The organism is Microcoleus sp. S13_B4 (genome assembly GCF_036700885.1).
In the GTDB taxonomy this organism is placed as follows: domain Bacteria; phylum Cyanobacteriota; class Cyanobacteriia; order Cyanobacteriales; family Microcoleaceae; genus Microcoleus.
Window position 1 is genome coordinate 39,198 of the sequence record NZ_JAUBPU010000031.1, and the last position, 25,766, is coordinate 64,963.

The window sequence follows — 25,766 nt, forward strand, 5'->3', positions numbered from 1 at the left end:
AATTTTTTATTAGATTCTCAAGTCTAAATCCTCAACAGCAAACACTTAAGTATAAATACGGTAACATCTGTGTTCCTGACAGTTACAGGAGTTTTATATTAACCAGAAACTGGGAATATTTGTTTGTTGGGGCTTGCGTAGGAGAGTTAAAGTAGTTTATCTATCGGGTAAATTACGTACAAAGTGCGATCGTTGGGTCTACGTATTTTGGTTGAATTAAATAGATCCCGTGGGGTGAGATATCCCAAAGATGCGATCGACGAGATGCGATTTCTGCAGATTGAAGCGGTAAAAGAGCGCATTGACCCTCAACAAATACCCTAGATAGAAGCTCGGGGCCAGTCTTTCCTGCCGATCGACCGCATCAAAACAGACCGCTGTAGCGTTCCTCGGCCCAAGGTTCGCCCCGCTGGTGGTAGCCGTTGCGTTCCCAAAAACCGAGTTCTTCAGTTTCTGTAAACTCCAAGCCGTTAATCCATTTAGCGCTTTTCCAAGCGTACAAGTGGGGAACTACGAGCCGCATTGGGCCACCGTGCTCTGCGGATAGAGGTTCGCCGAAGACGGTGTGGGCGAAAAAGTTTTCTTCTCGGAGGAAGTCGGCGATCGCAATGTTAGTAGTGTAGCCACCGTAGCAGTGTTCTAGAAGGTGGAGAGCTTTTGGATCGACTGCTATGTAGTTCATAAAATCTGTGACTTTGACTCCCGTCCACTGCACGTCGAGTTTTGACCACCGAGTGACGCAGTGAAAATCCGCAGTAAAGTTACTTTGGGGCATTGCCTCGAAGTCCGACCAAGTGAAAGTTTGGGGTTTTGCCAATCCCCAGACTTTAAATTCCCAACTCTCTATGCTAACCGAGGGTGTATCCCCGTAGGTCAACACGGGAAAGCCGTTGGCGAGGTATTGACCCGGAGGGACGCGATCGCTGTTTTCTAATTCTGGTTTGCGAAAAAATTTGCCCAGCATTGATTCACACTCTACAGTAACTGACTGCAATCCTGAGTATAACTTGCAGAGATGGGCGCATCGCAATTCATCTCAAGGTAGAAAGCAAAAGCACTTCTGTAGAAAGAAAAATCCCTAACTTCTACCTGATGCCAACCTAATTCTGCCTTCAGACATAGCCAAAGCTAAAAATTACCAACTATTATGATCCCAGCGTAAGTAAGTAGGCGCTGTCAAACGCAATTATGTAAACGATTGTAAAATATCCAAAGGCCCTAAGCGTGGCTAAGTCAGCCCTGTTTACATACTGTGACATAGCTGAGTTTAATTTCGCTTACCTACTTATTAAGTATGCAATCTTACATTTTATCGCAATTCATGGTGCATTTCCCAATTTTGGATGTATTGTTACAATATGCTCAGATGCCATATGTAAACCAAATTGATGGGGTAAAAATCATGATCACAAGTTGCTTGATTCCGTTGACGGTGTGCTTGATTGCTGGGTGGGTAACTGCCGGGACTGACAATAGAACGCTAGACGGAATTCCGGCTCCCATAGCTGCAATTATTGGAGTGTGTTCGTTAATTTGGTTGCTGGCAGTGTGTCCTTGGCCTGTTGAACTCGCTCTAGTCTTGGCGGTGCTGGTTTTGGGCAAAGCTTATTTGCAAGATATCTTGAAAGTCGGCTGAATTTTCAGGGCTAGCGCTCCTATGATTTGCGGGAGCGCGATCGAGTGCTGCTACTTTGTTAAAATTTTTCGCTATTTGTCTGGCTATGTTCTTAGAAGGGGTCGCAAAGACGGAACCAACCCCAGAACTGGTGAAATTCAATTTACATATTTCAGTTAAAAATTAGAACATACAGATTGACAGAGAAACCCGGTTTATCTAAGATAAACCGGGTTTGTGCAGGTCTGAAATTTTCACACATCCCGCAAGAATTGCTTAGGACTTAGACACTCGGAACACAAGAAATCTGGTTTCTGAGTCCAGGAGTGTTGCTATATGTGCATAAAATGGCGAGCTGTTAAATTGGCAAGCGATTGATATCTTTATTAGAACCAACTACTACCATCGCGTCGCCCTTTCTCAAGCGTTCGTTTGGCTGCGGATTAATCTCGAACTTGTCGGCGCGACCCACTGCTAGCAAGTTCAAACCATACTTGCGCCGGAGTTCCAATTCCGAGATGGTTTTACCGTCAAATTTTTCAGGAACGAGCACCTCAACGATGCTGTGATCTGGGTCGAGGTCAAAGCGTTCTAAAATGCTGGGTTGTGTAAGAACCCGGGCCAAAGAGCAGCCCATTTCTCGTTCGGGAAAAACTACATGATCTGCCCCGACTTTTTTCAACAGTTTTAAGTGAGTTTCCGAAGAAGCTTTGGCAATTACGTGACTTACCCCGCCTTCCTTAAGATTTAGGGTGGTGGTAATGCTTTCTGCTAGGTAATTGCCGATCGCCACAATCACTGTTTCAAATTCAAATATACCCGCTTCCGCAAGAGCGCTAGGCTCAGTAGAATCTAACTGCACAACGTGAGCAGCAATGCGATCGTTCAAAGCTTGAGCTACTTTTTTTTCATCGGTGTCAACTCCCAAGACTTCGTAACCCAAGCCGTGCAGAGTAGAACACACAGCTTTGCCAAAGCGTCCCAAACCAATAACTGCAAACTGCTTGTTTTCGGCGCGCAAAGTCCGAAAAAAATTCAAAGATGACAGGTTCACTCAATATCCAGCGCTGAGCGTCTTGCTGTTTAAATTTTAGCAGAGACAGCGCCGCCTCCTTTTGATTTTTGGGTAAGTAGTAAAAGTTGATTTGGGTTGTCACCCATTGTTTAGATTATCAGCAACGAGGCAGGATTTTTTTATCCCACTAACAAACTTTCCTCAGCATACTTAAAAGACCTGGGTTTTGGGTCGCCGAATGCAGCACTCACCAACAGCAGTATCCCCACCCGACCTATGTACATTGTAGCAATCAAAATCAACTTACCGATCGCTGAAAGCGTGGGTGTAATCCCTGTGGAAAGACCGACCGTGGCAAAAGCTGAAACGGCTTCATACAGCGCTGCAATAAATTCTACTTGGGGATTCGTCAGCTCGATTAAAATTGCAGATGTGAACGCGACCAACAGGGAACCGAAGACTACGCTAATGGTTTTCAGAATCATTGCTGGCGGGATTTGACGCTGATAGCACTCCACATCTTCCTGGCCTTCGATAACTGCTGTGGTACAGCAAAACAATATCCTAAAAGTTGTGGTTTTGATTCCGCCTCCGGTGCTGCCAGGACTGGCGCCGATAAACATCAGCGCGATAGTCAGAAATAGCGAGGCTTCGGTCATTTGGCCAATGCTAATTGTATTGAACCCGGCCGTGCGGGGAGTAACAGATTGAAACCAAGCTGCCATCACCTTTTGAGGAAAATTTAGAGAGCCGAAAGTGTTTGGGTTGTCGTATTCCAGCACCAAAAAGGCTAGCGTTCCTAAAATTAAAAGGACAGCGGTTGTAGTGGTAACAACTTTGAAGTTTAGGGAAAAAACTGTGCAGATAGGGCTTTTGTTGAAACGATCGCGCAGCCACAGGTACATTTCCATAATTACTTGATAGCCGATTCCCCCAAATATGATTAAACCCGTGACTGTGAAGTTAACCATAGGCGAACTGATGTAGCCGATCAAATTGTCTGAATAGATGCTAAAACCCGCGTTGTTAAAGGAATTAACGCTGTGAAATATAGCAGACCACACACCCTGTTTAAATCCGTATTGGGGGACGAAAACCGTCATCAGCAAAAACACTCCTGTTAATTCAAACAAAAGCGTTGTTGCTAGAATTGACTGCACGAGTTGTACTACGCCGGCTAGCCCGGATTTGTCGAGAGATTGTTGCAGGGCAATTTTGTCTTTCAAGCCAAAGCGGCGACCCAATAACAGCAGCAAGAAAGTCGTGGCTGTCATATAGCCCAATCCTCCTATTTGCACCAGTAAAACTAGGCACAGTTGCCCCCAAAAAGAGTAATATTTTCCGACATCCACAACCGACAAGCCCGTGACGCAGACAGAGGAAGTAGAGGTAAACAGTGCTGTTATTGGATCGCTCCAAGTTCCATCAATTGTGGAAAAGGGCATCATCAGTAATAGAGCACCTACGAGGATGACAGCGAGAAAGCCCAAAGCAATGGTTCGCGAGACAGTCATTCGATTTTAGATTTTAGATTTTAGATTTTAGATTTGAGAGGGAAGCCACCAATCGATTTTAGATTTGAGGTTTGACAGGGAAGCCACCAATCGATTTTAGATTTGAGGTTTGAGACGGAAGCCACCAATCGATTTTAGATTTGAGGTTTGAGACGGAAGCCACCAATCGATCGTCGGGCTTGAAATCAGGACATCTCTGTCTGGCAAATACCGGAGACCGATCGAACTCAATCGCCAAATTCTATGACAACAGCGGGAAAATAACGGTAGAATTCCTTTAATAACTTGCAATCCGGCGATGACATCAACACTTTACCAGCAAATTCAGCAACTTTACGACGCTTCTAGCGGTTTGTGGGAGCAGGTGTGGGGCGAACATATGCACCACGGTTACTACGGCCCGGATGGCAATTTGAAAAAAGAGCGCCGACAGGCTCAGATAGATTTGATAGAAGAACTGCTGGCTTGGGCTGGAGTGCCGTCAGAGAAGGCACTGTGTCAACCTTACCGCATTCTTGATGTCGGTTGCGGGATCGGCGGCAGCACGCTTTATTTGACCGAAAAGTTTAGTTCGATCGCTCAAAATAATTTAAAGTTGGATGGCATGGTCGATCGACAGCGTAGCCAATCGCCCGAACAAAACAAAACGGGCGCTAGCGTTACAGCGACCGGGATTACTCTGAGTCCGGTACAGGCCAACAGAGCGACCGAACGCGCTAAAATTGCCGATGCTCAAAGCAATGTGAATTTTTTAGTGGCCGATGCCTTGAATATGCCTTTTCCTGACGAGTCATTCGACTTGGTTTGGTCGCTCGAAAGTGGCGAACATATGCCAGACAAAATTAAGTTTTTGCAGGAATGCTGCCGCGTACTCAAGCCGGGAGGAACTTTGATTTTGGCAACTTGGTGCCACCGCCCGGTGGGAGAAACGGCGGGTGAATTAACCGATGAAGAGAGAAGGCAATTGGCAGAAATTTACCGGGTTTATGCTTTGCCTTATGTGATTTCTTTGCCGGAATACGAGGAAATTGTTCGCAGTTTGCCTTTGACAAGTATTCGCACCGCTGATTGGTCAAAAGCTGTTGCTCCTTTTTGGGATGTGGTGATCGATTCTGCTTTGACTCCGAGCGCTATTTGGGGTTTGCTAACGAGCGGTTGGACGACTATTCAAGCTGCACTTGCTCTCGGATTGATGAGTCGCGGATATCAGAGCGGGTTGATTCGTTTTGGAATGATTTGTGCTGTAAAATAACAGGCATATATCAGAGAAGTTTTGAGTTTGGAGTTGATGAGTAAGGTGCGTATTACGCACCCTACAGAATATTATTTGTTTGGCGTGGGTGTGAGATTTATGGGCAATGATTCGATTGGCAAGTCTTGGATTGATAAAAATGGCTCGGCTCCGCAAAGCTGGGTGAGGGCATTTTGGGAGTTTTCTCGGCCGCACACAATTGTGGGTACTAGCTTGAGTGTAATGGCTTTGTACGCGATCGCCCAAAGTACGAGGCTGTTTGTGAATCCTGTATTTGGACCCCTAGCTCTTGCCTGGTTGGCTTGCATTTGCGGCAATATTTATATTGTGGGATTGAACCAGTTAGAAGATGTAGAAATTGATAAAATAAATAAGCCCTATTTGCCGATCGCCTCGGGAGCTTTTTCTCGGAAAACCGGGGAATTAATTGTAATTGCAACGGGAATTATAGCAATTTTGACTGCTGTTTTACAAGGCCCGTTTTTGCTGGCTACCGTTGGCGTTAGTTTGGCGATCGGGACTGCTTATTCTCTGCCTCCAATTCGGCTGAAACGGTTTCCTTTTTGGGCGGCGCTGTGCATTTTTACGGTGCGGGGCGCGATCGTAAATTTAGGGTTATTTTGGCACTTTAATTGGGTGTTGGGTTTGGGAAGGGCGAAAAGCGCTTTTTCGGGCTGGAGTTTGAATAGTGTGTCTTTTGACATTCCTGCGGAAGTTTGGGTGCTGACGGTTTTTGTTGTGGTGTTTACGTTTGCGATCGCCATTTTTAAAGATATCCCCGATATGGAAGGGGACAAGCAATACAATATTACTACGTTTACGATTGAGCTGGGCAAGCCTGCCGTCTTTAATTTATCTCGCTGGGTGTTGACGGTTTGTTATTTGGGCGCGACTTTGGCGGGAGCAGTAGTATTGTCTAATGTTAATTTAGTGTTTCTGGCAGTTTCTCATTTGGCGGCTTTGGGTTTGATGTGGTTTTGGAGCGCGAAAGTTGATTTGGACGATAAAATAGAAATTGCTGCATTTTATCAGTTTATCTGGAAGTTGTTTTTCTTAGAATATCTGATTTTTCCCGCAGCTTGTTTGTTGGGGTAGAAGGGGTAGAAGGAAGTTCGGCAACGGATTATGTAACGGATGTAACGGATGTAACGGATGTCAGGAAGAAGGAAGAAGGAAGGGGGAAGGAAGAAGGAAGAAGGAAGGAAGAGTTAACAAATTAGAACAATTTGGCAATTACCCGTTAGCGAACTCCCAAACAACAAAGACAACTATGGCTTCTCAAAAAAAAATTCGGAAATCTGCCTGCAAACTGGGTGCCGAAGACTCTTTGAAATTAGCTTGGGAACATCACCAAGCGGGCCGTTTGTTAGAAGCTGAGAATTTGTATCGGCAAATAATAGAAGTGCAGCCGGAATCAGCAAACGTGCTGTGTTTGTTGGGAATAGCGGCGAGACAGCAGGGAAAAATTGCAGAGGCGATCGACTTTTATGAACAGGCGATCGCCCAAAACCGCGATTTTGTTGAAGCACATTTAAATAAGGCTAATCTTTTACTGGATGTAAGCGCGTATCAAAGGGCGATCGCCAGTTACGAACAAGTCATCAAAATCCAGCCAAATTCCGCACTCGCCTACAATAATTTGGGCTGGGCAAAACAGCAATTAGGCGAAATAGACTCGGCAATTTTATATTATCAAACAGCGCTACGACTCGACCCCAATCTGCACGAAACAGCGCACAATTTAGGACATTTATTTAAACATAAAAATCAATTAAACGAGGCGATAGTTTATTATCTGCACGCTTTAAAAATCAATCCAAATTTAACATATTCTTTGATGGGATTGGGAACAGTTTGGCAGCAGCAAGGTAAATTAGCAGAAGCTTTTAACTGCTACCAGCAAGCGGTAAAACTCGACCCCAACAATCCCGAAGCTCACAACAATGTAGGAGCATTTTTCCACGAACAAGGCAATGCAAAAGCAGCAATATCCCACTACCGACAAGCATTAAACTTAAAGCCAGACTTCGTGGAGGCTATTAACAATCTCGGACACGCTTTGGTCGATTTAGGAGAGTTTCAAGAAGCTTTTTCTTGTCACAGTCGAGCCTTGGAATTGCAGCCAGAGAACGCCACCGCCCACCTGGAATTAGGTTTAAGTTTGCTATTGTTCGGAGATTTTAAGCGCGGTTTTGCTGAATACGAGTGGCGGTGGCGCACTCCGCAAGTACAACCGAGACAATTTAAAAAGTCGGTTTGGGATGGTTCGGATTTGCAGGGGAAAACTATTTTACTGCACGTTGAGCAAGGCTTCGGCGATTCGATTCAGTTTATTCGCTACGCGCCGATTCTTCGCAGCCGAGGCGCTAAAGTTATGGTGGCTTGCTATCCAGAACTGATGCGGTTGTTTGCGACAGTTCCTGGTATTGAATATTTATCAGTTAGTCTGGAAGGTTTGCCAGAATTTGACGTTCACGCACCTCTGATGAGTTTGCCGCGAATTGTGGGGACAACTCTGGAAACAATACCGGCAAATGTTCCTTATTTATATCCGCCTGCTGAGTGCAAATTTGCGCTCTCTTCTGATGCCAAATTGAAGGTAGGGATTGTTTGGGCGGGGAGTCCGCAGCGCCGGAAAGACAATCAGCGTTCTTGCAGCTTGAGCGATTTTATTCGATTTTTGGATGTTCCGGGAATCGCTTTTTATAGTTTACAAAAAAACTTATCCGAGAGCGATCGCACTTTGTTGAACCAACACTTAGTGCCGGATTTAACTCCGCATTTGAACGACTTTGCTGATACCGCTTCGGCTATATCTCAACTGGATTTAGTCATTACTGTCGATACGGCTGTGGCGCACTTAGCGGGTGCTTTAGGAAAACCGGTTTGGGTGCTGCTTTCTTTTGCTCCTGACTGGCGCTGGCTGCTGGATCGTCAAGATAATCCTTGGTATCCAACTGCGAGGCTTTTCCGCCAAAGTCAGCCGGAAAGTTGGCAAGAATTGTTTGAGGAAGTACAGGCGGCTTTGAGTTTATTTGCGATCGCTAATACTGCTAGTTATTCCGAGGATTCTGCCCACGATCAGCTTGACTCCCTTTCGCTTGCAATGACTGGTAATAATAAGCCTGACCTCGATTTTGTGGCTCTCACAATGACAGGTGCAAGCGTGGTTAAAGAGAGTAAAGAAATATTTGTGATGGCGAACGAAGGGTTAGCAGAACGCTCCGCAGCTAAGCAATCGCAGGGAATTGAGACATCGATTGCGATTATCGGAACGGCTGGCGAGAATTTAGTTGTTTTAGAGGATTTATTGCGGCAAGCAGAACATTTAATGGAAACAGGAGATCGGCAAGAGGCGATCTCCCTTTACGAACAGATTATATCTCTTGAGCCAAATTGCGTTCAAGCGCGGATTAATTTTGGTTTTCTCAAACAAGAAAATGGAGAATTGGAAGCCGCTATCCCCCATTACCGAGAAGCTTTAGCCATCGATCCAAATATTCCTCAAACCGCTTACAACTTGGCAAAGATTTTTGAAGAACAAGGTCAAGTGGAAGAGGCGATCGCACATTACGAGCAAGCTCTTGTAGCTCAACCAGATTTCGTACCCGCCCTGATTAATTTAGCGGTGGCGCTGCAAGAAAAAGGTGAACTTTTAAGGGCGATCGAGCTGTACCGACGAGCGCTGGAAATTCATCCGCATAGCTGGGAAGCTTACAACAATCTGGCAACAGTGTTGCAAGAACAGGACAATTTAGAAGAGGCGCTGGAGTATTATCACAAAGCTCTAGAATTGCTGCCGGATTTTGTGGAAGCTATCAACAATTTAGGCAGGACGTTTCTGGAAAAAGGCGCAGTAGAAGATGCGATCGTCTGCTACAGACGAGCGATTCATTTAAGTCCAAATCACGCTAGCGCTCACCTAAATTTATCCTTGGCTTTGCTGTTGGTGGGAGATTTGGAAAATGGTCTCGCTGAATACGAGTGGCGCTGGCAAATTAAAAAATTTCACACTGGTCATTCCTGTTTTTTGGCGGGTTCGGATAATAGTGTTCCGGCGAGAGAATATCGACCGCTATGGGACGGTTCTGATTTGGAGGGAAAGACTATTTTGCTGCACGCCGAACAAGGTTTAGGCGATTCGCTTCAGTTTATCCGCTACGCTGCGATCGTCAAAAATAAAGGCGGTAGGGTCATTGTTGGCTGTTACCCGCAATTGCACCGTTTATTTGCAACGGTTGACGGGATTGATTTGCTAATAGTTAAAGGCGAGACACTGCCGGAATTTGACGTGCAAGCGCCGATGTTGAGTTTGCCCTATATTCTTGGTACAAAGCTGGAAACAATACCGGCAAATACTGCTTATTTATCTCCGCCGGCGGGTGCTGAATTTGCACTTTTGCCCGATCGCAATTTGAAAGTTGGCCTTGTCTGGGCGGGGAATCCAAAACACCGCAAAAACAAGCAGCGTTCGTGCAGTTTAAGCCAGTTTCTGCGACTTTTGGACGTTTCGGGGGTAAGTTTTTATAGCTTGCAGAAAGAGGTTTCCGAGCCCGATCGCGGGCTGTTGAATCAAACGTCGATCGTAGATTTGAGCCCGCATTTTGGCGATTTGGCCGATACTGCTGCTGCGATCGCCAAACTGGATTTAGTCATTAGTGTCGATACCGCTGTCGCCCATTTGGCGGGCGCTTTGGGCAAACCAGTGTGGATTTTGCTGGCGTTTTCGCCGGATTGGCGGTGGCTGCTGGAGCGTGAAGATAGTCCTTGGTATCCAAGCGCAAGGCTGTTTCGCCAGCATCAGCGGGGCGACTGGGAGGACGTTTTCGATCGGGTGGCGGGAGCTCTAGGCGCGGTTGCTGCTGCATTTGTGCCGTCGGATGCGGCGGATGCAGAGTTTCGGTTGGGCGTGGATTTGCAGCAGCAGGTCGATTTTGGGGGTGCGATCGAATGTTATGAGCGAGCGATCGCGATCAATCCTAATTACGCAGCCGCGCACAGCAATTTAGGCGTTGTCAAACAGCAAACCGGCCAGCTAACAGAGGCGATCGCGCACTACCGACAAGCGCTAGCAATTGACGGGAATTTGGCGGAAACTGCGAGCAATTTGGGCAGCGCGCTGGCGGAAGCAGGGAAAACTGAAGAGGCGATCGCACAATATGAGCGGGCGCTTTCTTTGAACCCGAATTGCGCGGAAGCGCTGATTAATTTGGGCCTGTTGCGGGAAGAGCAAGGGGATGTAGCGGAGGCTGTAAGGTGCTACGAGCAAGCTATTCAAATCAATCCTAATTGCGCGGTGGCTTATTTGAATTTGGGAATTGCTTTGGAGGAACAAGGGGAGGAAGGGAAAGCGATCGCGAATTACGAACGGGCGATCGCAATCGAGCCAAATTATGTGGACGCCCTGCACCATTTAGCATACGCCTGGATGCGGCAGGGCAAAATTGCCGATGCGATCGCATACTACGATCGAGCTCTGGCGCTGCAACCGGATTGGGCAGAAACTGATCTCGCTTTCGGGACTTCGCTGTCTAGCCCAGATAAGTTGGATGAGGATTTAGCTTTAGCTGTTTGCCAGCAAGCGATTCAGGCATTGCCCGCCAGTGCACAGGCTCACTGCAATCTGGGGATTGTCCTGCACAAACAGGGCAAAATTGAAGATGCGATCGCCTGCTATCAGCAAGCTTTGAGCCTGAAACCAGACTTTCCACAAGCTTTGAACAATCTCGGCAAAGCTTTTGAGGAAGCGGGAAATATGGCAGAGGCGATCGATTGTTACCGTCGGGCGATCGAACTCAAACCCAGTTATATCAATCCCCTCACCAGTTTGGCAAGTGCTTTGCACGATCGCGGACAATTTGTAGATGCTGTCACCTGCTACAGCCAAGCAGTTAAATTCAATGTCGGGAATCCCGAATCTCACCTAAATTTAGGTTTAGCGTTGCTGCTGGCGGGAGACTTCCAGCGCGGTTTTTGCGAATACGAATGGCGACTCCTAGTTAAAGAAAAACAGTTCCGGCACCACAACTTTATTCAGCCACTTTGGGATGGTAAAGATTTGGAGGGAAAAACTATTTTGCTTTGCCCGGAACAGGGTTTAGGCGATGGAATTCAGTTTATCCGCTACGCAGATTTAGTCAAACAAAAAGGCGGTAGGGTAATTGTTTGGTGTTTGCCGCAATTGCAGCGCTTGTTTGCACAAGTTTGGGGAATCGATGCGTTAATAGTTCATCCAGAGGATGCGCCGGATTTTCAAGTGCGTGCGCCACTCATGAGTTTGCCTCACCTTCTGGGAACAACTTTAGAAACTATACCGGCCAAAGTTCCTTATTTAGCTCCGCCGCCCGGTTGGGAATTTACTCTCAGTCAAACTCCTAATTTGAAAGTGGGAATTGTTTGGTCAGGAAATCCTAAAAATTCCCACAATAATGTGCGATCTTTACCCCTAAATTTGTTGACAAAACTGTTAGATATTCCCGGAGCAGATTTTTACAGTTTGCAAAAGGAAATGACAGCAGACGATCGCGCTTTGTTAGAGCAAATGCCCGTAACCGATTTAAGCTCTAATTTGCACGACTTGGCCGATACTGCGGCGGCAATCTCAGCTCTGGATTTAGTAATTTCTGTAGATACTTGTGTGGCACACTTGGCTGGTGCTTTGGGTAAACCCGTGTGGATTTTGCTCTGTTTTGTGCCGGATTGGCGGTGGATGTTGCAACGCGAAGATAGTCCTTGGTATCCCACGGCGCGCCTGTTTCGCCAGTCAACAGCGGGAGATTGGGAAGGAGTTTTAGAAGAAGCTGCTTTGGCGCTGAGAGAAAGAATTTTTCAGCATCAAGAAGCTCTACCGCCAATAGAAACTCAGACCAATATTCAATTATATCAAAAACAGTTCAATCAGGGAAATATTCTCAAGTCGCAAGGAAGATTGGCGGAGGCAATCGCTTATTTTAAAAATGCTTTAGTTTTGCAGCCAAATTCGATAGAAGCCGCCACTAATTTGGCAGTGACGCTGCACCAAACAGGGGATTTAGCCGAAGCTGCCACCTATTATCAGCGCGCGATAGAAATCGATCCGAACTGCGCTCAAGCGCAGAATAACTTGGGTATTTTGCTGCAATATCAAGGCAATATAGCGGCGGCTGTATCTTGTTTTCAAAAGGCGATCGCTCTGAATCCCATTTATGTCAAAGCTCTCAATAATCTCGGCGCGGCACTCCAGCAGCAGGGCGAGTTGCCGACTGCGATCGCGTGTTTTCATCAAGCACTTTCTGTCAATTCCAATTACGTGCCAGCGCTGGTAAATTTGGGTGTGGCGATGCAAGCAAAAAGTCAGCTAGCTGAGGCTGAACGGCTTTACGAGCGTGCAATTGAAGCAGAACCGAACAATCCTAAAGGACACTATCACCTCGGAACGTTATGCTTGGGGGCTGGCAAAATAGAACAGGCAATTTGTAGCTTGGAACGAGCAATATCTTTGAATCCGAATTATATAGAAGCACTCACTAATTTAGGAAGTGCAAAGGAACAATTAGGAGAGGTAAATAGAGCAACTTTTTGTTACAATAAGGTTCTCGAAATTGATGCAGAATGTGTTAAAGCTCACTTCAATTTAAGCTTAGTCTTGCTGTTGACTGGAGAATTGCCACGCGGTTTAGCAGAGTACGAGTGGCGCTGGCAAACAGAACAGGCGAAAAAAATACCACGGTTGAATTTTGACCAACCAGTTTGGGACGGTTCCGATTTGAACGGACAAACTATTTTACTCCGATCCGAACAAGGTTTGGGCGATGCCATTCAATTTGTGCGATACGCGGCAATTGTACAGCAAAAAGGCGGCAAAGTAATCATTTCTTGCTATCAAGAACTGAAGCGTTTATTTAAGCAGATTCCTGGCATCCAACAAGTGGCGGTTAGGATGGATGAATTGCCCGATTTCCAAGTGCAAGCACCGCTGATGAGTTTACCGTATATTCTGGGAACAAATTTAGAAAATATACCGGCAAATGTTCCTTATTTAGATGCGCCGCCGAATTGGCAGTTTTCCCTAAATTTCGATTGCAATTTCAAAATTGGAATTGCGTGGGCGGGAAGTGCGGAACATTTGAAGGATTTTCAGCGATCGAGCGATTTAAGCTATTTCCTGACATTGTTAGATATTCGCGGTGTAACTTTTTACAGTCTTCAGAAAGAAATGTCGCCTGACAATCGTAGTTTGTTAACTCAAATTCCCGTGATAGATTTGAGCGACAATTTGAACGATTTTGCCGATACTGCGGCGGTGATATCGCAACTAGATTTAGTAATTTCTGTTGATACTGCTGTCGCGCACTTAGCCGGTGCCTTGGGTAAACCCGTATGGATTTTGCTGTGTTTTATGCCGGATTGGCGGTGGATGTTGGAACGCGAGGACAGCCCTTGGTATCCGACGGCGCGGCTGTTTCGGCAGCAAACACCGGGTGATTGGGTGGGAGTGTTCTCTCGCGTAAAAACAGCGTTAAAACACCTAATTTCTACTCGTTCCCAGGCTGTCCCTGGTAACGGATATCCCCAGGCTTCGCCTCGATTTTCCTTATCGCCCGCACAGGTACAATTTCACATAGCCACTGCTTTACAAAAACAAGGTAAAAAAGCAGACGCTGCCGCTCGTTACGAACAAGTAATTGCTGCCTCACCCAGCCACGCCGAAGCCCACAGTTGTTTAGGTGATATCAAACAGGAAAACGGGCAAATAGCCGAGGCTATTGCTCACTACCAAAAATCGCTAAAAATCAATCCCAACCAGCCTGAAACTAACTTATATTTGGGTTCTGCCCTCGAAGAGCAGGGACAAGTCGTAGAGGCGATCGACTTCTACAATAAAGCAATTCAACTACGTCCCAACTCGCCAAATTGGCGCTTGAGACTAGCCTTAGCTTTACTCTTAACTGGGAATTTTGATGCTGGTTTTGCAGAGTACGAATCGCGCTGGGAAACTCAACAATTGGATCAGCGCTCTTTTGATCAACCACTTTGGGACGGCTCTGATTTGCAGGGAAAAACAATTTTATTGCACCCTGAACAAGGTTTTGGCGATACGATACAATTTATCCGCTACGCACCTTTAGTCAAGCAAAAAGGTGGCAAAGTTATTGTTGCTTGTCATGTCTTGCTGAAGCGTTTATTTGAAGGAATTGCAGGAGTCGATCGAGTAGGAGTCAGACCGAGCGATTTGGTAGATTTTCAAGTGCAAGCCCCGCTGCTAAGTTTGCCGCGAATTCTGGGAACAACTTTGGAAAATATACCAGCGAATATTCCTTATTTAGCTCCGCCACAGGATTTTAAATATTCCCTAGAGCCGAACAATAAACTAAAAGTAGGTATTGTGTGGGCGGGCGGGGCGCTGCACCGCCACAATCATCGGCGATCGTGTAAATTGAGCGATTTTGTGAAATTTGTAGATGTTCCGGGAGTGAGTTTTTACAGTCTTCAGAAAGATTTGTCAGCGGGCGATATTACTTTATTAAATCAACAGCAAATTGAAGATTTGAGCGAACATTGCGTCGATTTTGCTGACACCGCAGCCATTATTTCGCAACTCGATTTAGTAATTTGCGTAGACACTGCTGTGGCGCATTTAGCGGGTGCTTTAGGCAAACCGGTCTGGATTTTGCTGTCCTTTGTACCCGATTGGCGCTGGATGCTCGATCGCGAAGATAGCCCTTGGTATCCCACTGCGCGGTTGTTTAGGCAGCAAAAAGCCGGTGATTGGGATGGAGTGTGCGATCGTATAAAAGCAGCCTTAGAACACTTAATCTCTACTCGTTCCCAGGCTCAGCCTGGTAACACAGATTCTTATGATCCGCCTCGAAACTCCCCCCCACAAATACCCCCCCAAATTACAGGAATCGGCATTAGTTGGCCGGTCAGCATCACCAGTGGCTGGGGAATTTACGGCATGAATTTAGCACTACAACTGCTGCAAAATCCCGCCTGGGAAGTTGCACTTTTAGCACCGCCCTCAATCACCTCAGAATCGCTCAATCCGCTGCATAAATCGCTGTTATTACCTGTAATAGAAAAGCAAAAAAGTTTTCAGGAATTAGTAGCAGCAAATTCCGACAAACAAATCAGTTGTAATTTTCCCGTACTTTACGCTTTGGGGAATAATTTAGCATCGTCTGGGGTTGACAATCAAATTACCAGCGGTTGTCAAATAGGAGTCATATTTTTTGAAGACACACTAATCACAGCAGAAGCACTAGAAACAGCCAAAAAATATAGCGTGATTGTCGCCGGTTCCAACTGGAATGCCGATGTTTTGAGAAGCCACGGCTTGACTAATGTGGCGATGGTAAATCAAGGAATTGACCCAACAATTTTCCATCCGGCACCCAAATCTAATCTATTTGGCGATCGCTTCGTCATTTTCTCCGGCGGCAAACTGGAATATCGCAAAGGTCAAGATATTGTAATTGCCGCTTTCAAACGATTTCGCGCCAAACATCCAGAGGCTTTGTTACTAACAACATGGCACAATTTTTGGCCTCAGTATATGTTAGGAATCGAACAAACCGGAAACGTTGCGGGACTTCCCAATATCAACCGCGACGGAAGTTTAGCAATTTCCCAATGGTTAGTGGCTAACGGTTTGCCGATTGACTCTTTTATAGATATCGGCTTAATTCCCAATCACCTCGCCGGACAAATTTTGCGAGAAGCCGACTGCGCTGTTTTTACCAACCGCTGCGAAGGCGGTACTAATTTAGTCGCCATGGAAAGTATGGCCTGCGGAATTCCAACTATTTTATCAGCAAATACTGGTCATTTAGACTTAATTTACAGCCACATTTGCTATCCTTTATGGAGTCAAGGACGAGTTAAACCTACTGCTCTTTTTCCCGGTGTAGAAGGTTGGGGAGAGTCTGAGGTTGCAGAAGTTGTTGAGGCTTTGGAACAAGTTTATACTAATCGCGAAGAATCAAAACGTCGCGGTTTAGCTGCGGCTAAATTTATGCTCGATTGGACTTGGGAAAAACAGGTTAAGCGTTTTTTGGAGGTGATTGCCGATATGTAGATAACACTAAAGTGCTGACTACAAACTTTTGGAAAATTGTTCTTAGAAAAGACTTTAGTCATTATAAAAAAGATTAATTTGCGATTAATTTCAATAGTTTGTTAGCACTGTTTACACTTTCAATATCGTATAGTTCTGGATTGTAAGAAACAATTTGTGCTACCAATTTATCATAGTAACTTTGAGCATTTTCATTCCTAGAACCATGATTCTGGCGATAATTAAGAACTATTTCTCTCGTTCCCAAAAAAGGAATGCTATGTTTGTGACAATTAACCCAAAATTCCCAATCCTCATAACCTTCTTTCATCTCTGCTTTGTAACCCTTGACCAAATTCCAAACTGATTTGTGATACAATGAAGACGTGCAAATCATATTAGATTGTTTGATCTTGTTTGGTGAATATAAATCATAACTGGGTATTGTGTGATTTTTATTGCCACCAAAAAGTTGATAAGAACCAAATGCTATGCAAGGTACTTTGGATTTTAGACATATTTCTAAAAGACAAATCAAGGCATTTGGAGCTAAAATATCATCGGCATCTAAGGGCATTATGTATTCGCCGTTTGCTGCCGATATGCCAGTATTTCTAGCCATTGATATCCCTTGATTAGCTTGTTCTATTAGCCTAATTTGATGCTGGGGATTTGCTGCTATCAAATTTTTGGCTGCTGTGCTAGTAGTATCTAAGCTGCCATCATTGACAATGATAATTTCCCAATTTTTGTAAGTTTGGTTAATGACGCTAGTTACTGCTTCCACCAAAAAATGAGATTGATTGTAGCAGGGAATAATCACAGATACCAAAGGTCGATCTGCCAATTGTGGCGAGGCTGAAACTTGTTTGACACTTTCTGATTGTAAATTATGTGCCGAATTTCTAGCAGCTTGCAAGCTGTAAAAATAAATTTTGGGATGGACGATGGCTAATTGATTCAGATCGGTATTTTGATATTCATTTACTAACCTCGGATATCTCGACAAGTATTCTTGTTTAACAAAAATCACGATATTCTGAGCGTACCAAGGCTCTACTTTGTCATTGTTCCATATTTTTTTTCTCAAGCAGTCAATAACTGCATAGCCGTTTTTCTGAAAGTAATACACCCAATATTGTGGCCACTGTTCGTTAACGTGTTCGACGCCTCCTTGAAATGGTATCGCAGCAGAAAAAAGAATCACCGGTGCTAGTTGAGTGAGAGAATTAACAAAGTTTTCGGCACAGGTAGTCGGCAAATGTTCGGCAACTTCTAGAGAAATTGCTAAGTCAAACTTTCTGTTTATTTGCAGCGGTTGCTTTAAATCGGCGGATTGGAACTGATTTAAAGGAATTTGCAAAATAGTGCGATCGACATAATCGCCATCTATTCCCAAACAATCAGCAATTCCCAACTGGTGAAACGCAGCTAACCAACTTCCCGTACCGCAGCCCACATCTACCACACTTTTAGGTAAAATGGGTTGCAGCAAGTCTAATAGCAGGGGAATAATTTCTCTAGCCGAAGTGCGAGTTCCTTCTCCGATTAATTGGTAAAAATCTCTTGTATAAGATGACTGTTGGTTTTGATTGGTTTGGCTGGCTTTTTGAGAATTAATTGCCTCTAAACTGCTAATATTGTAGCCGTGTAAATGTGCTGGCAACTGCCAGGAAATCTTGGGATCTGGTTGATGTTTTACTGGCTCGACATTGCCCCGCCAAGCAGCCCCCATAATTTGCATTGTTTGATATACTACTGTTTGCCATCCCCTTTGCTTCAAGTAATCTAAACCTTTACCAACATCGGGAGCGGTTAAATCGTGAAATAAAATTATTGCATCTTCCTCAGCCAATTTTTCACACGCAATGGCATCATTTAACGGCCCATCACCTCCGTGTTCTCCGTCAATAAAAATTAACGACCATTTGCGGTTGAATTGAGCGGAAAATTCTTCTACTCTTTGGGGGCTATAGCCGGGTATTAGCTCGACTGATGTTTGAACGCCCGACGCATTTAGAGCACCTTGAATTGAATCGATTACGCTTTGTCTGATATCTTCTCTTTCTAACAGCGGATCGACGACATCTAACTCAACTCCTGCGAGGGCTAAGTGACAGGCAGACCACCCTAGCCAGCAGCCTATTTCTAAGGCTTTTTTACCTTTGAATTGCAGGGCTGTATTGTAAAGAATATGTGCTTCGTCGCGATTCAAAAAGCCGATGAATGGATAGCGCTTGTCTGCATACCAATTATGCGGAATTTCCCGGCGCAAATAAGGCCAGTTACTCGCATTTGGGGCGGCAATAATCATATTAGGGAAATAGGAGTCAGGTATAATTATTTGGAGCCCAGGGGAAACATAATCTCCTGGTTGTAATAAATTATTTTGGCTAAGTTCAGGTTGTTGGTAAGTCATTTTTAGTTTTTGAATTATTTGTATTGCTTCCTGTTTTTTAGGTTGATAACGGACGCTAATTTCCAGTATATCGCCGTCAGTTGCCATCAATTGTACTCGGTCAAACTGCTGGCGGCCAGCTAAATGCAAAATGCCGATCGCCTCCTGCGGCAAGTACGGCTCCACAAAACAGCCTCGCTGCTTGTCCCAAACCGGAAAACCGTTGAATATCCAATTGCACCAAGCTGGGAGCATTTCAGTCAGATTGAACAATTCGCCACTGTAAACAGCGAGGTTGAGGGCAAATTGATCGGTCATGACACAGCCGGATCTTTGCAATCCTTGATTGAGTTTCTCAGCCCATATTTCCCAGTGCAGAGCATCTTTTCGGAGGGCGAAAACTCCGGCATTTAATATCGGATAACTGTAGAATTTATTAGCGATTTCTTCACCAAAGTTAGCTTCATATTGTTGATAAACCCACTGCCAAAACTGAGGAAGTTGCCCGTACTGCTGCAAGCTCGCCCTGTGAACTTCGGGAATAATTGCCAGTCCCCGGCGCGATGCTCCTTCAACCAACAAATTAATTGCTCTCCAGTCTTGCACCCAAGCATCCGCATCAATCCAGAGGTATATATCAAAATTGGGAAAGTATTTTCGCAAATAAGGTCTAACTAACAATCCTTTTAAATGTTCGGGAGCTTCATTTCTGCCAGGAAAGTCAAAGTCCCAATCGGGCTTTTTAATGATATTAACTTGTGTTTCCAGCCACTGCAACTGTTGGGGAGTGCAGCCGAGATCGAAAAAGCCGATCGCCACATTTTCACCCTCTGGTTTTTCCCGCACCGATAAAATAGTGCCTCGCACCAATTCAAAGTAATTTGCATCGGCGGCCGTGATGATGATAATCTGCATAAATAGCTTTTATTATACAATCAAACTGCTGAGTATACCGTAGGGTGCGCCTCGGCGCGCCTTACTATAGTGTAGGGTGCACCATGCGTACCTTACTATAGGCTAGCAATATTCATAAAACTATACTATCGAGGAGGAATTGTGAAAAACCAAAAAGGGAAAGTTTATTTAGTCGGTGCGGGGCCCGGAGATTGTAACTTGATGACAGTGCGATCGCACAAACTGCTATGCCAAGCCGAAGTCTTAATCTACGATGCTCTCATCGACATCCCGCAACTCGAATTAATCCCAGCAACTTGTCGGAAAATCGAAGTCGGGAAACGCGGCGGCAAACCTTCCACCCAGCAGCAAGAAATTAACCGTTTGCTGGTAGAACATTGCAATTTAGACCAACAAGTAGTACGCTTAAAAAGCGGCGATCCATTTATTTTTGGTCGCTCTAGTTCGGAAATTCAAGCATTAATTACAGCGGGCTGCGAGTTTGAAGTAATACCCGGAATCTCATCAGCATTAGCCGCACCTTTACTAGCAGGAATTCCCCTCACCGATCCTGTAATGAGTCGCTGTTTTGCAGTGATGAGCGCCCACGAACCGGATGCTCTTGAATGGGAAGCTTTAGTGCAGATAGAAACTTTGGTAATATTGATGGGAGGGCGCAATTTAAGCGAGATCATTTGGCAATTACAAAAGCACGGACGATCGCCCGAAACTCCGATCGCCATTATCCGAGATTGTGGCCGCCCCGAACAGCAAATTTGGCTCGGCACTCTCTGCAACATTGTACAGCAAACAGCAGGTCAATCTCTATCGCCTTGCGTGATCGTAATTGGGGAAGTAGTTAGATTGCGCGAATATTTAATCCAGCCAGAAAACACAAATATGATCGATACACCTGTCACCACTAATAACAGCCAATTGCCGCTAGCAGGAAAAACCATTTTAGTCACGCGATCAGTTTCTCAGTCTGCTGAATTTAGCGATCGACTCCAGCAACAAGGAGCCCGCGTTATCGAAATGCCCGCCTTGGTAATTGGGCCGCCGTCCACTTGGGAACCATTAGACAGTGCGATCGCACAATTGTCAAGCTTTCACTGGTTAATTCTCACTTCCCACAACGCTGTAGACTGCTTTTTTCAACGATTACAAGCAAAAGGCAAAGACGCCCGGAGTTTGTTTGGTATTAAAATTGCAGTAGTCGGGAAAAAAACAGCAGAAAGTTTGCGATCGCACTCTCTACAACCCGACTTTATTCCCCCCAACTTTGTCGCCGATTCTCTAGTCGAGAACTTCCCCGACAACTTGCAAAACTGCAAGATTCTATTTCCCAGAGTAGAAAGCGGCGGCAGAGAAGTTTTAGTTAAAGAATTTACCGCCAAAGGAGCGCAAGTAATAGAAGTACCAGCTTACCAATCTTGCTGTCCCGAAACTATCGACCCAATCGCCCTATCCGCACTACAAAATCAAGCTATAAATATCATAACATTTGCCAGTTCCAAAACCGTCCATAACTTTTGTAACCTCCTAGAAAAAACCCCTGAATTATCCTTCTCTAAGGATTGGTTGGAAAGCGTTTGTATCGCATCCATCGGCCCTGAAACTTCCAAAAGCTGCCATAATTTATTGGGTAAGTTAGACGTAGAAGCCAAAGAATACACGTTAGACGGATTGACTGAGGCGATCGTCCAATGGACACAAGCGAGGTTGTAAAATAGTTCTACGATCATTAGGAGGAAAGAAACGTGACCGCAAAAGACCAACTTCTTCAAGAACTAGACCAAGTACCAGAACCCGTGCTGCTGAAAGTGCTTGAATTTGTCCGTTCCTTAAAAACTGAACAAGAAAAAAAAAACTAGAAGCCAAAGCATGGCAGGCATATCTAGATTCAGAACGCGAAAGAAAGGAGGTTTACCGTCGCCTTGCCAACACCTAATTTTGTCAGCAAAAGTATGGTTTTAAGTATCCACGCCAGACAGATAGAGATATTTGGCGGCACTCTAGGCGTCAGAGACGAAGGCTTTTTAAAGTCGGCTTTGGCTCAACCGCAAGCAACTTTTGGAGGCCAATTTTTGCATCCAACAATTAGCGAATAAGCTGCCGCCTCTCTCTATCACATAGCGATGAATCATCCCTTTATTGACGGCAATAAACGAACGGCTTTTGCGGTGACAGATACATTTTTGCGTTTAAATGGTTGCACTCTGAATTTAACGGACGATCGAGCATATGATTTAGTCATGCAAGTCGCACGGGGAACGATGACTAAGGAAGAATTAAGCACCGAGTTCGAGTCATGTATTGTTTAGTTTTAATAAGTAAGTTGGGCCGCATTCATTGAGATTAAGTAAGCTGCGGCGTACTCACCCTACCTTGAAATAGCGAATCGCGGAACAAAAAAGCGAGTAAAATTATCACTAAAGAACAAAGCCTAGATCCTTTGCGTCAAGCCAGTAAGAAAACTAAACACAAAAAAGCACAAATCGCCGATCGCCCTTTCTCCCGCAAATCCCGCTACCCAACTACAAATTAGCAATAGCCATGAATATAAATTTTTCTCGTTACGACACCTTAACCACCCTGCTAGCAGGAACTACCGCAGCCTTAACCATAGTCATCAGCCAAGCCGCGATCGCCAAAACCCCCCAAGAAGTCGCCAGCATTGCCGGGCCGCTGACAGTACAAATTAACAGTTCCATAGGAGACGGTTCTGGGGTAATTATTGCCAAAAAAGGCAAAACTTACACAGTTTTAACAGTCAATCACGTCGTAGAAAAAGCAGACGTGAAATACACCGTTCGCACGTCGATCGGCAAAAACTATCAAGCAACGGCAGTCACCCGTTTGCAAACCGCCGAAACTGACCCAGATTTAGCCGTAGTCAAATTTGAAAGCCCCGAAGAATATCCAGTAGCCACGATCGCAGATTCCGATCAAGCCGTCATTGGCACTCAAATCTTCGTTTATGGCTATCCCGCTACCGGCGGACTTTTCGGCGCGGAACGAGAACCCGAACTCTCTCCCGGACTCGTTACCAGCCGCCCCGGCAACCGCCCGGAAGGTTACACCTTGCGGTATCAAGCCGTAACTTGGAGTGGCATGAGTGGCGGTCCAGTTTTTGACTCCGAAGGCCGAGTCATCGGTTTACACGGACAAGGGGAATTCGGTTTCGCGCAAACGAGTTCCGGCGAAGTCGCCCCGATTAAAACCGGATTTAACGCAGCAGTTCCAATCAATACATTTATCGCGAAGCTGCTGGCGGCGGGAATCAACAAATCCGAGTTGAAAGTAGACAATACTCCCGCAACTCAAGGCCCCGTATCCACCATTAATCCTCAAGACGCCCAAGCTTATTATTTTCGAGGACTTTCGCTGTTAGATCAAAACAATCCTTGGGACGCGATCGCCGATTTCAACAAAGCACTCGCTTTTAAGCCCAATTACACTCCCGAATTGTACTTCAACATCGGCAATGCCCGCACTCTCCTCACCAGCACCAGCATCGATTCAACCCGCGCGCCCAGCGCTATTCAAGCATACACGAGCGCGATCGAAGCCAATCCCGGTTTTGCGGACGCTTACTATAACCGAGCTTTAGCTTACCTGGACAACAAAGACCAACCGAAAGCAATTGCCGACTTTCAAAAAGCAGCAGAACTTTACAAGCAAGGCGGCAGAACCAGCGCCTATCAAGACGCGCTCAACAGAATCAAACAATTGCAGTAGAATTAGAAGTTAAAAATTAAGAATTAAAAATGACTAATCCCATTTTTAATTCTTAATCAAATTCCTAAAAACAGCAGGTAAATAACAATGACTGCTATCACCTTAAACCTCAATTCCATTATCAAACTAACTTCAGAACAGTTTTATCAACTGTGTGAAGAAAACCCGGAATTAAAACTAGAACGGAATGCCAACGGAGAATTAATTGTCATGCCCCCAACCGGAGGAGAAACGGGAAAAAGCAACTCAACAGCGAATGCTCAAATCTGGACGTGGAACGAGCGAACTGAACTAGGAGAAGTGTTTGATTCCTCCACAGGGTTTACTCTGCCCAATAAAGCCGATCGCTCTCCTGATGTCTCGTGGGTAGAAAAAGCCCGCTGGGAAGCTTTGACACCTGAACAAAAAGACAATTTTATCCCCTTGTGTCCTGATTTTGTAATCGAGTTTCTTTCTCCGAGTGACAGATTGACAAAGACCCAGGAAAAAATGCAAGAATATATGCAAAATGGCTGCCGTTTGGGTTGGTTGATTAACCACAAAAAACGGGAAGTTGAAATTTATCGCCTCGGTCAAAAAGTGGAAGTCTTAACATCTCCTCTCACCATTTCAGGAGAAAATGTTTTGCCGGGATTTGTTCTAAATTTGCAAAAAATCGGGAATTAGTAAATTCAAATTAGGGTTCAAAAAATTCAAGCTAAAAATGTCACATTAGAAGAATTAAAAACGCTTTTTGACCTGCAACTTGTCACAGACGACCAATTTTTTAGAGAATGGCAAGACGAGGTGCCAGAAATCACCGACTTTCAGAAACGACAGCTAGATCAGATTAAAGCGGGTTACTTCAACTTGTTGGAGTATCCGCCTATGCTGGAAAAAATCATCAGTTTGTCGATTGTTTCTCCGCTGTTATTTGTCGGCAAGTTTTACCGCGTATTCCAAGTTTATGAAGTACACCCCAGAAATCACGTTTCTTTACAGTTCTCGCATCATTACTGATTCTGTTGCTCGAAACCCGGTTTCTCCCAATCTACATCTACATGGAATATGCTGTATTGATGAACCGTTGAAACCCATATTTAAGCGTTGGTTTATGACTGCGGAGCCTTTAATGTACCCGCAGCAAACCAAGCTGGTAAAGAGAGGTAATTATGGGAGAGGTTTATTGGAGATATAGCCACTCCTTAGAGCACTATAGCTTCTTTGTCCTTAAACTCGATCACTAAAGTGGATTCGGGAGCAGAGGTCGAATTAACTCTATAATTTGGTCATACTTAAAGTTATTGATACAATCAATTAGCGAACGGGAAAGGGTGGATTTAGATCCGGGAATTTGCTTGATTAGCTCGTTCATGACTTCAGGATCAACATAGTAGGCAGCTTGATACATTTGTTCTAACCACTGAGATGACATCACGGCTAGATCTTCGGGAGATAAAGAATCAACAAATAGTTTGGGGGAATCTTTTCCTACAACTGTGTAGATGTACTCTACTCCCAAGTGTTGAGCGAGTTTGTCAAAGACGAGCCTTTCCTGAAATGGCTTGCTCATAAAGTCGTCACAACCAGCCATAAGAGCTTTCTCTCGCTCGTCTTCAAAAGCACTGGCAGTTAAAACAATAATGACAGTCTCTTGTCCATGAGGATGTTCTCTAATGCGTTTAATAGCTGTGTAGCCATCCATAATCGGCATTCGTAGATCCATCCAAATCAGGTGTGGGGACCAACTTTCCCACAGGGATAGTGCTTCAACTCCCTGTGTTGCTTGGCGCACCTCAAAACCGACTGAGGTAAGGAGTTTGACCAATAAGCGGCGATTTTCCTCTACATCTTCAACAACAAGGATGCGGTAAGTTGGTTGTCCTGGAGCTATACCAATCACTCTTTGTTTAGGCAATTCTGAGGCAAGGCAGACTGCTTGAGGTAAGTTTACCCCAAGTTCAAAGTAAAAAATGCTGCCCTGATTCAATGTGCTTTGAACCCGAATCTGACTACCCATGAGTTGGACAAATCTTTGGCTGATAGCTAGACCTAGACCAGTACCTTGATTCAATTTATTCCCAGCTTCAGCTTGCACGAACGCCTTAAATAAGCTCTCAACTTCTGTTGGAGCAATTCCCACTCCAGTATCCTCAATTTCAAAACATAGGCGACAGGACGTTTGGTCGCTCTGTTCTGATCTTACTCGTAAGGTGACGCTTCCTTGATTAGTAAACTTAATCGCATTAAGCTGTTGCACATTTAAACTGTGATACAAGCATTACCCTTATTTTTGATTTTGCGACCCCATTTAATTATTAAT

The 25,766-nt window shown here is 45.0% G+C and carries 15 protein-coding genes and 1 pseudogene; 11 read left to right on the plus strand and 5 right to left on the minus strand.

What is annotated here, in order from left to right:
- Positions 1-364: 364 nt before the first annotated feature.
- Entirely contained in the window at positions 365-964 is a 600-nt protein-coding gene (locus QT994_RS17065) for a sulfite oxidase-like oxidoreductase (protein WP_333176370.1), read from the minus strand.
- A gap of 402 nt (positions 965-1,366) precedes the next feature.
- On the opposite strand from QT994_RS17065, the gene QT994_RS17070 reads away from it, so the two are divergent.
- Complete coding sequence (locus QT994_RS17070; protein ID WP_333047396.1) at positions 1,367-1,636, plus strand: hypothetical protein; 270 nt, start codon at positions 1,367-1,369, stop codon at positions 1,634-1,636.
- A 337-nt stretch (positions 1,637-1,973) separates the two neighbouring features.
- Here the strand turns inward: QT994_RS17070 and QT994_RS17075 are convergent, their stop codons facing one another.
- Both QT994_RS17075 and QT994_RS17080 read right to left on the minus strand, forming a co-directional pair.
- Positions 1,974-2,669 carry a TrkA family potassium uptake protein gene (locus QT994_RS17075; protein WP_333047398.1) on the minus strand — a complete coding sequence of 232 codons (696 nt, stop codon included), beginning with the start codon at positions 2,667-2,669 and terminating at the stop codon, positions 1,974-1,976.
- 140 nt (positions 2,670-2,809) lie between these two features.
- Positions 2,810-4,144 (minus strand): TrkH family potassium uptake protein, encoded by a 1,335-nt coding sequence (locus QT994_RS17080; protein ID WP_333176372.1) that lies wholly within the window; start codon positions 4,142-4,144, stop codon positions 2,810-2,812.
- A gap of 298 nt (positions 4,145-4,442) precedes the next feature.
- On the opposite strand from QT994_RS17080, the gene QT994_RS17085 reads away from it, so the two are divergent.
- The 4 genes from QT994_RS17085 to QT994_RS17100 are packed head-to-tail and all read left to right on the plus strand — an operon-like array spanning position 4,443 to position 16,452.
- Entirely contained in the window at positions 4,443-5,396 is a 954-nt protein-coding gene (locus tag QT994_RS17085; RefSeq protein WP_333045781.1) for a methyltransferase domain-containing protein, read from the plus strand.
- A 36-nt stretch (positions 5,397-5,432) separates the two neighbouring features.
- Positions 5,433-6,491, plus strand: coding sequence for a homogentisate phytyltransferase (locus tag QT994_RS17090; protein WP_333176374.1), 1,059 nt, complete (start codon positions 5,433-5,435; stop codon positions 6,489-6,491).
- Positions 6,476-6,616 (plus strand): hypothetical protein, encoded by a 141-nt coding sequence (locus QT994_RS17095; RefSeq protein WP_333176376.1) that lies wholly within the window; start codon positions 6,476-6,478, stop codon positions 6,614-6,616. The genes QT994_RS17090 and QT994_RS17095 overlap by 16 nt, the downstream gene beginning before the upstream one ends.
- A gap of 50 nt (positions 6,617-6,666) precedes the next feature.
- The gene (locus QT994_RS17100; protein ID WP_333176378.1) at positions 6,667-16,452 is read left to right on the plus strand and encodes a tetratricopeptide repeat protein; all 9,786 of its coding nucleotides are present in this window, start codon (positions 6,667-6,669) and stop codon (positions 16,450-16,452) included.
- 73 nt (positions 16,453-16,525) lie between these two features.
- Here the strand turns inward: QT994_RS17100 and QT994_RS17105 are convergent, their stop codons facing one another.
- Positions 16,526-19,744, minus strand: a complete 3,219-nt coding sequence (locus QT994_RS17105; protein ID WP_333176380.1) for a glycosyltransferase — start codon at positions 19,742-19,744, stop codon at positions 16,526-16,528.
- A gap of 141 nt (positions 19,745-19,885) precedes the next feature.
- Between QT994_RS17105 and cobA the strand changes: the two genes are divergently transcribed.
- The 6 genes and pseudogenes from cobA (at position 19,886) to QT994_RS17135 (ending at position 24,463) form a co-directional block, all read left to right on the plus strand.
- Positions 19,886-21,451, plus strand: coding sequence for a uroporphyrinogen-III C-methyltransferase (gene cobA, locus QT994_RS17110; protein ID WP_333176382.1), 1,566 nt, complete (start codon positions 19,886-19,888; stop codon positions 21,449-21,451).
- 239 nt (positions 21,452-21,690) lie between these two features.
- On the plus strand, positions 21,691-21,834 hold the full coding sequence (locus QT994_RS17115) for a hypothetical protein (protein WP_333176383.1): 144 nt from the start codon (positions 21,691-21,693) through the stop codon (positions 21,832-21,834).
- A gap of 12 nt (positions 21,835-21,846) precedes the next feature.
- A pseudogene (locus QT994_RS17120) lies at positions 21,847-22,047 on the plus strand (type II toxin-antitoxin system death-on-curing family toxin); the annotation flags it as partial.
- A gap of 232 nt (positions 22,048-22,279) precedes the next feature.
- Complete coding sequence (locus tag QT994_RS17125) at positions 22,280-23,464, plus strand: tetratricopeptide repeat-containing serine protease family protein (RefSeq protein ID WP_333176385.1); 1,185 nt, start codon at positions 22,280-22,282, stop codon at positions 23,462-23,464.
- 87 nt (positions 23,465-23,551) lie between these two features.
- On the plus strand, positions 23,552-24,130 hold the full coding sequence (locus QT994_RS17130) for a Uma2 family endonuclease (protein ID WP_333176387.1): 579 nt from the start codon (positions 23,552-23,554) through the stop codon (positions 24,128-24,130).
- 120 nt (positions 24,131-24,250) lie between these two features.
- Complete coding sequence (locus QT994_RS17135; RefSeq protein ID WP_333176389.1) at positions 24,251-24,463, plus strand: hypothetical protein; 213 nt, start codon at positions 24,251-24,253, stop codon at positions 24,461-24,463.
- A gap of 223 nt (positions 24,464-24,686) precedes the next feature.
- Here QT994_RS17135 and QT994_RS17140 read toward each other — a convergent pair whose 3' ends face one another.
- On the minus strand, positions 24,687-25,703 hold the full coding sequence (locus QT994_RS17140; protein WP_333176391.1) for a response regulator: 1,017 nt from the start codon (positions 25,701-25,703) through the stop codon (positions 24,687-24,689).
- Positions 25,704-25,766: the final 63 nt, after the last annotated feature.

Coding starts and splice junctions, on each gene's coding strand:
- QT994_RS17065 (WP_333176370.1), bottom strand. CDS start 964: ATGCTGGGCAAATTTTTTCGCAAACCAGAATTAGAAAACAGCGATCGC.
- QT994_RS17070 (WP_333047396.1), top strand. CDS start 1,367: ATGCCATATGTAAACCAAATTGATGGGGTAAAAATCATGATCACAAGT.
- QT994_RS17080 (WP_333176372.1), bottom strand. CDS start 4,144: ATGACTGTCTCGCGAACCATTGCTTTGGGCTTTCTCGCTGTCATCCTC.
- QT994_RS17085 (WP_333045781.1), top strand. CDS start 4,443: ATGACATCAACACTTTACCAGCAAATTCAGCAACTTTACGACGCTTCT.
- QT994_RS17090 (WP_333176374.1), top strand. CDS start 5,433: ATGAGTAAGGTGCGTATTACGCACCCTACAGAATATTATTTGTTTGGC.
- QT994_RS17100 (WP_333176378.1), top strand. CDS start 6,667: ATGGCTTCTCAAAAAAAAATTCGGAAATCTGCCTGCAAACTGGGTGCC.
- QT994_RS17105 (WP_333176380.1), bottom strand. CDS start 19,744: ATGCAGATTATCATCATCACGGCCGCCGATGCAAATTACTTTGAATTG.
- QT994_RS17115 (WP_333176383.1), top strand. CDS start 21,691: ATGGTTTTAAGTATCCACGCCAGACAGATAGAGATATTTGGCGGCACT.
- QT994_RS17125 (WP_333176385.1), top strand. CDS start 22,280: ATGAATATAAATTTTTCTCGTTACGACACCTTAACCACCCTGCTAGCA.
- QT994_RS17130 (WP_333176387.1), top strand. CDS start 23,552: ATGACTGCTATCACCTTAAACCTCAATTCCATTATCAAACTAACTTCA.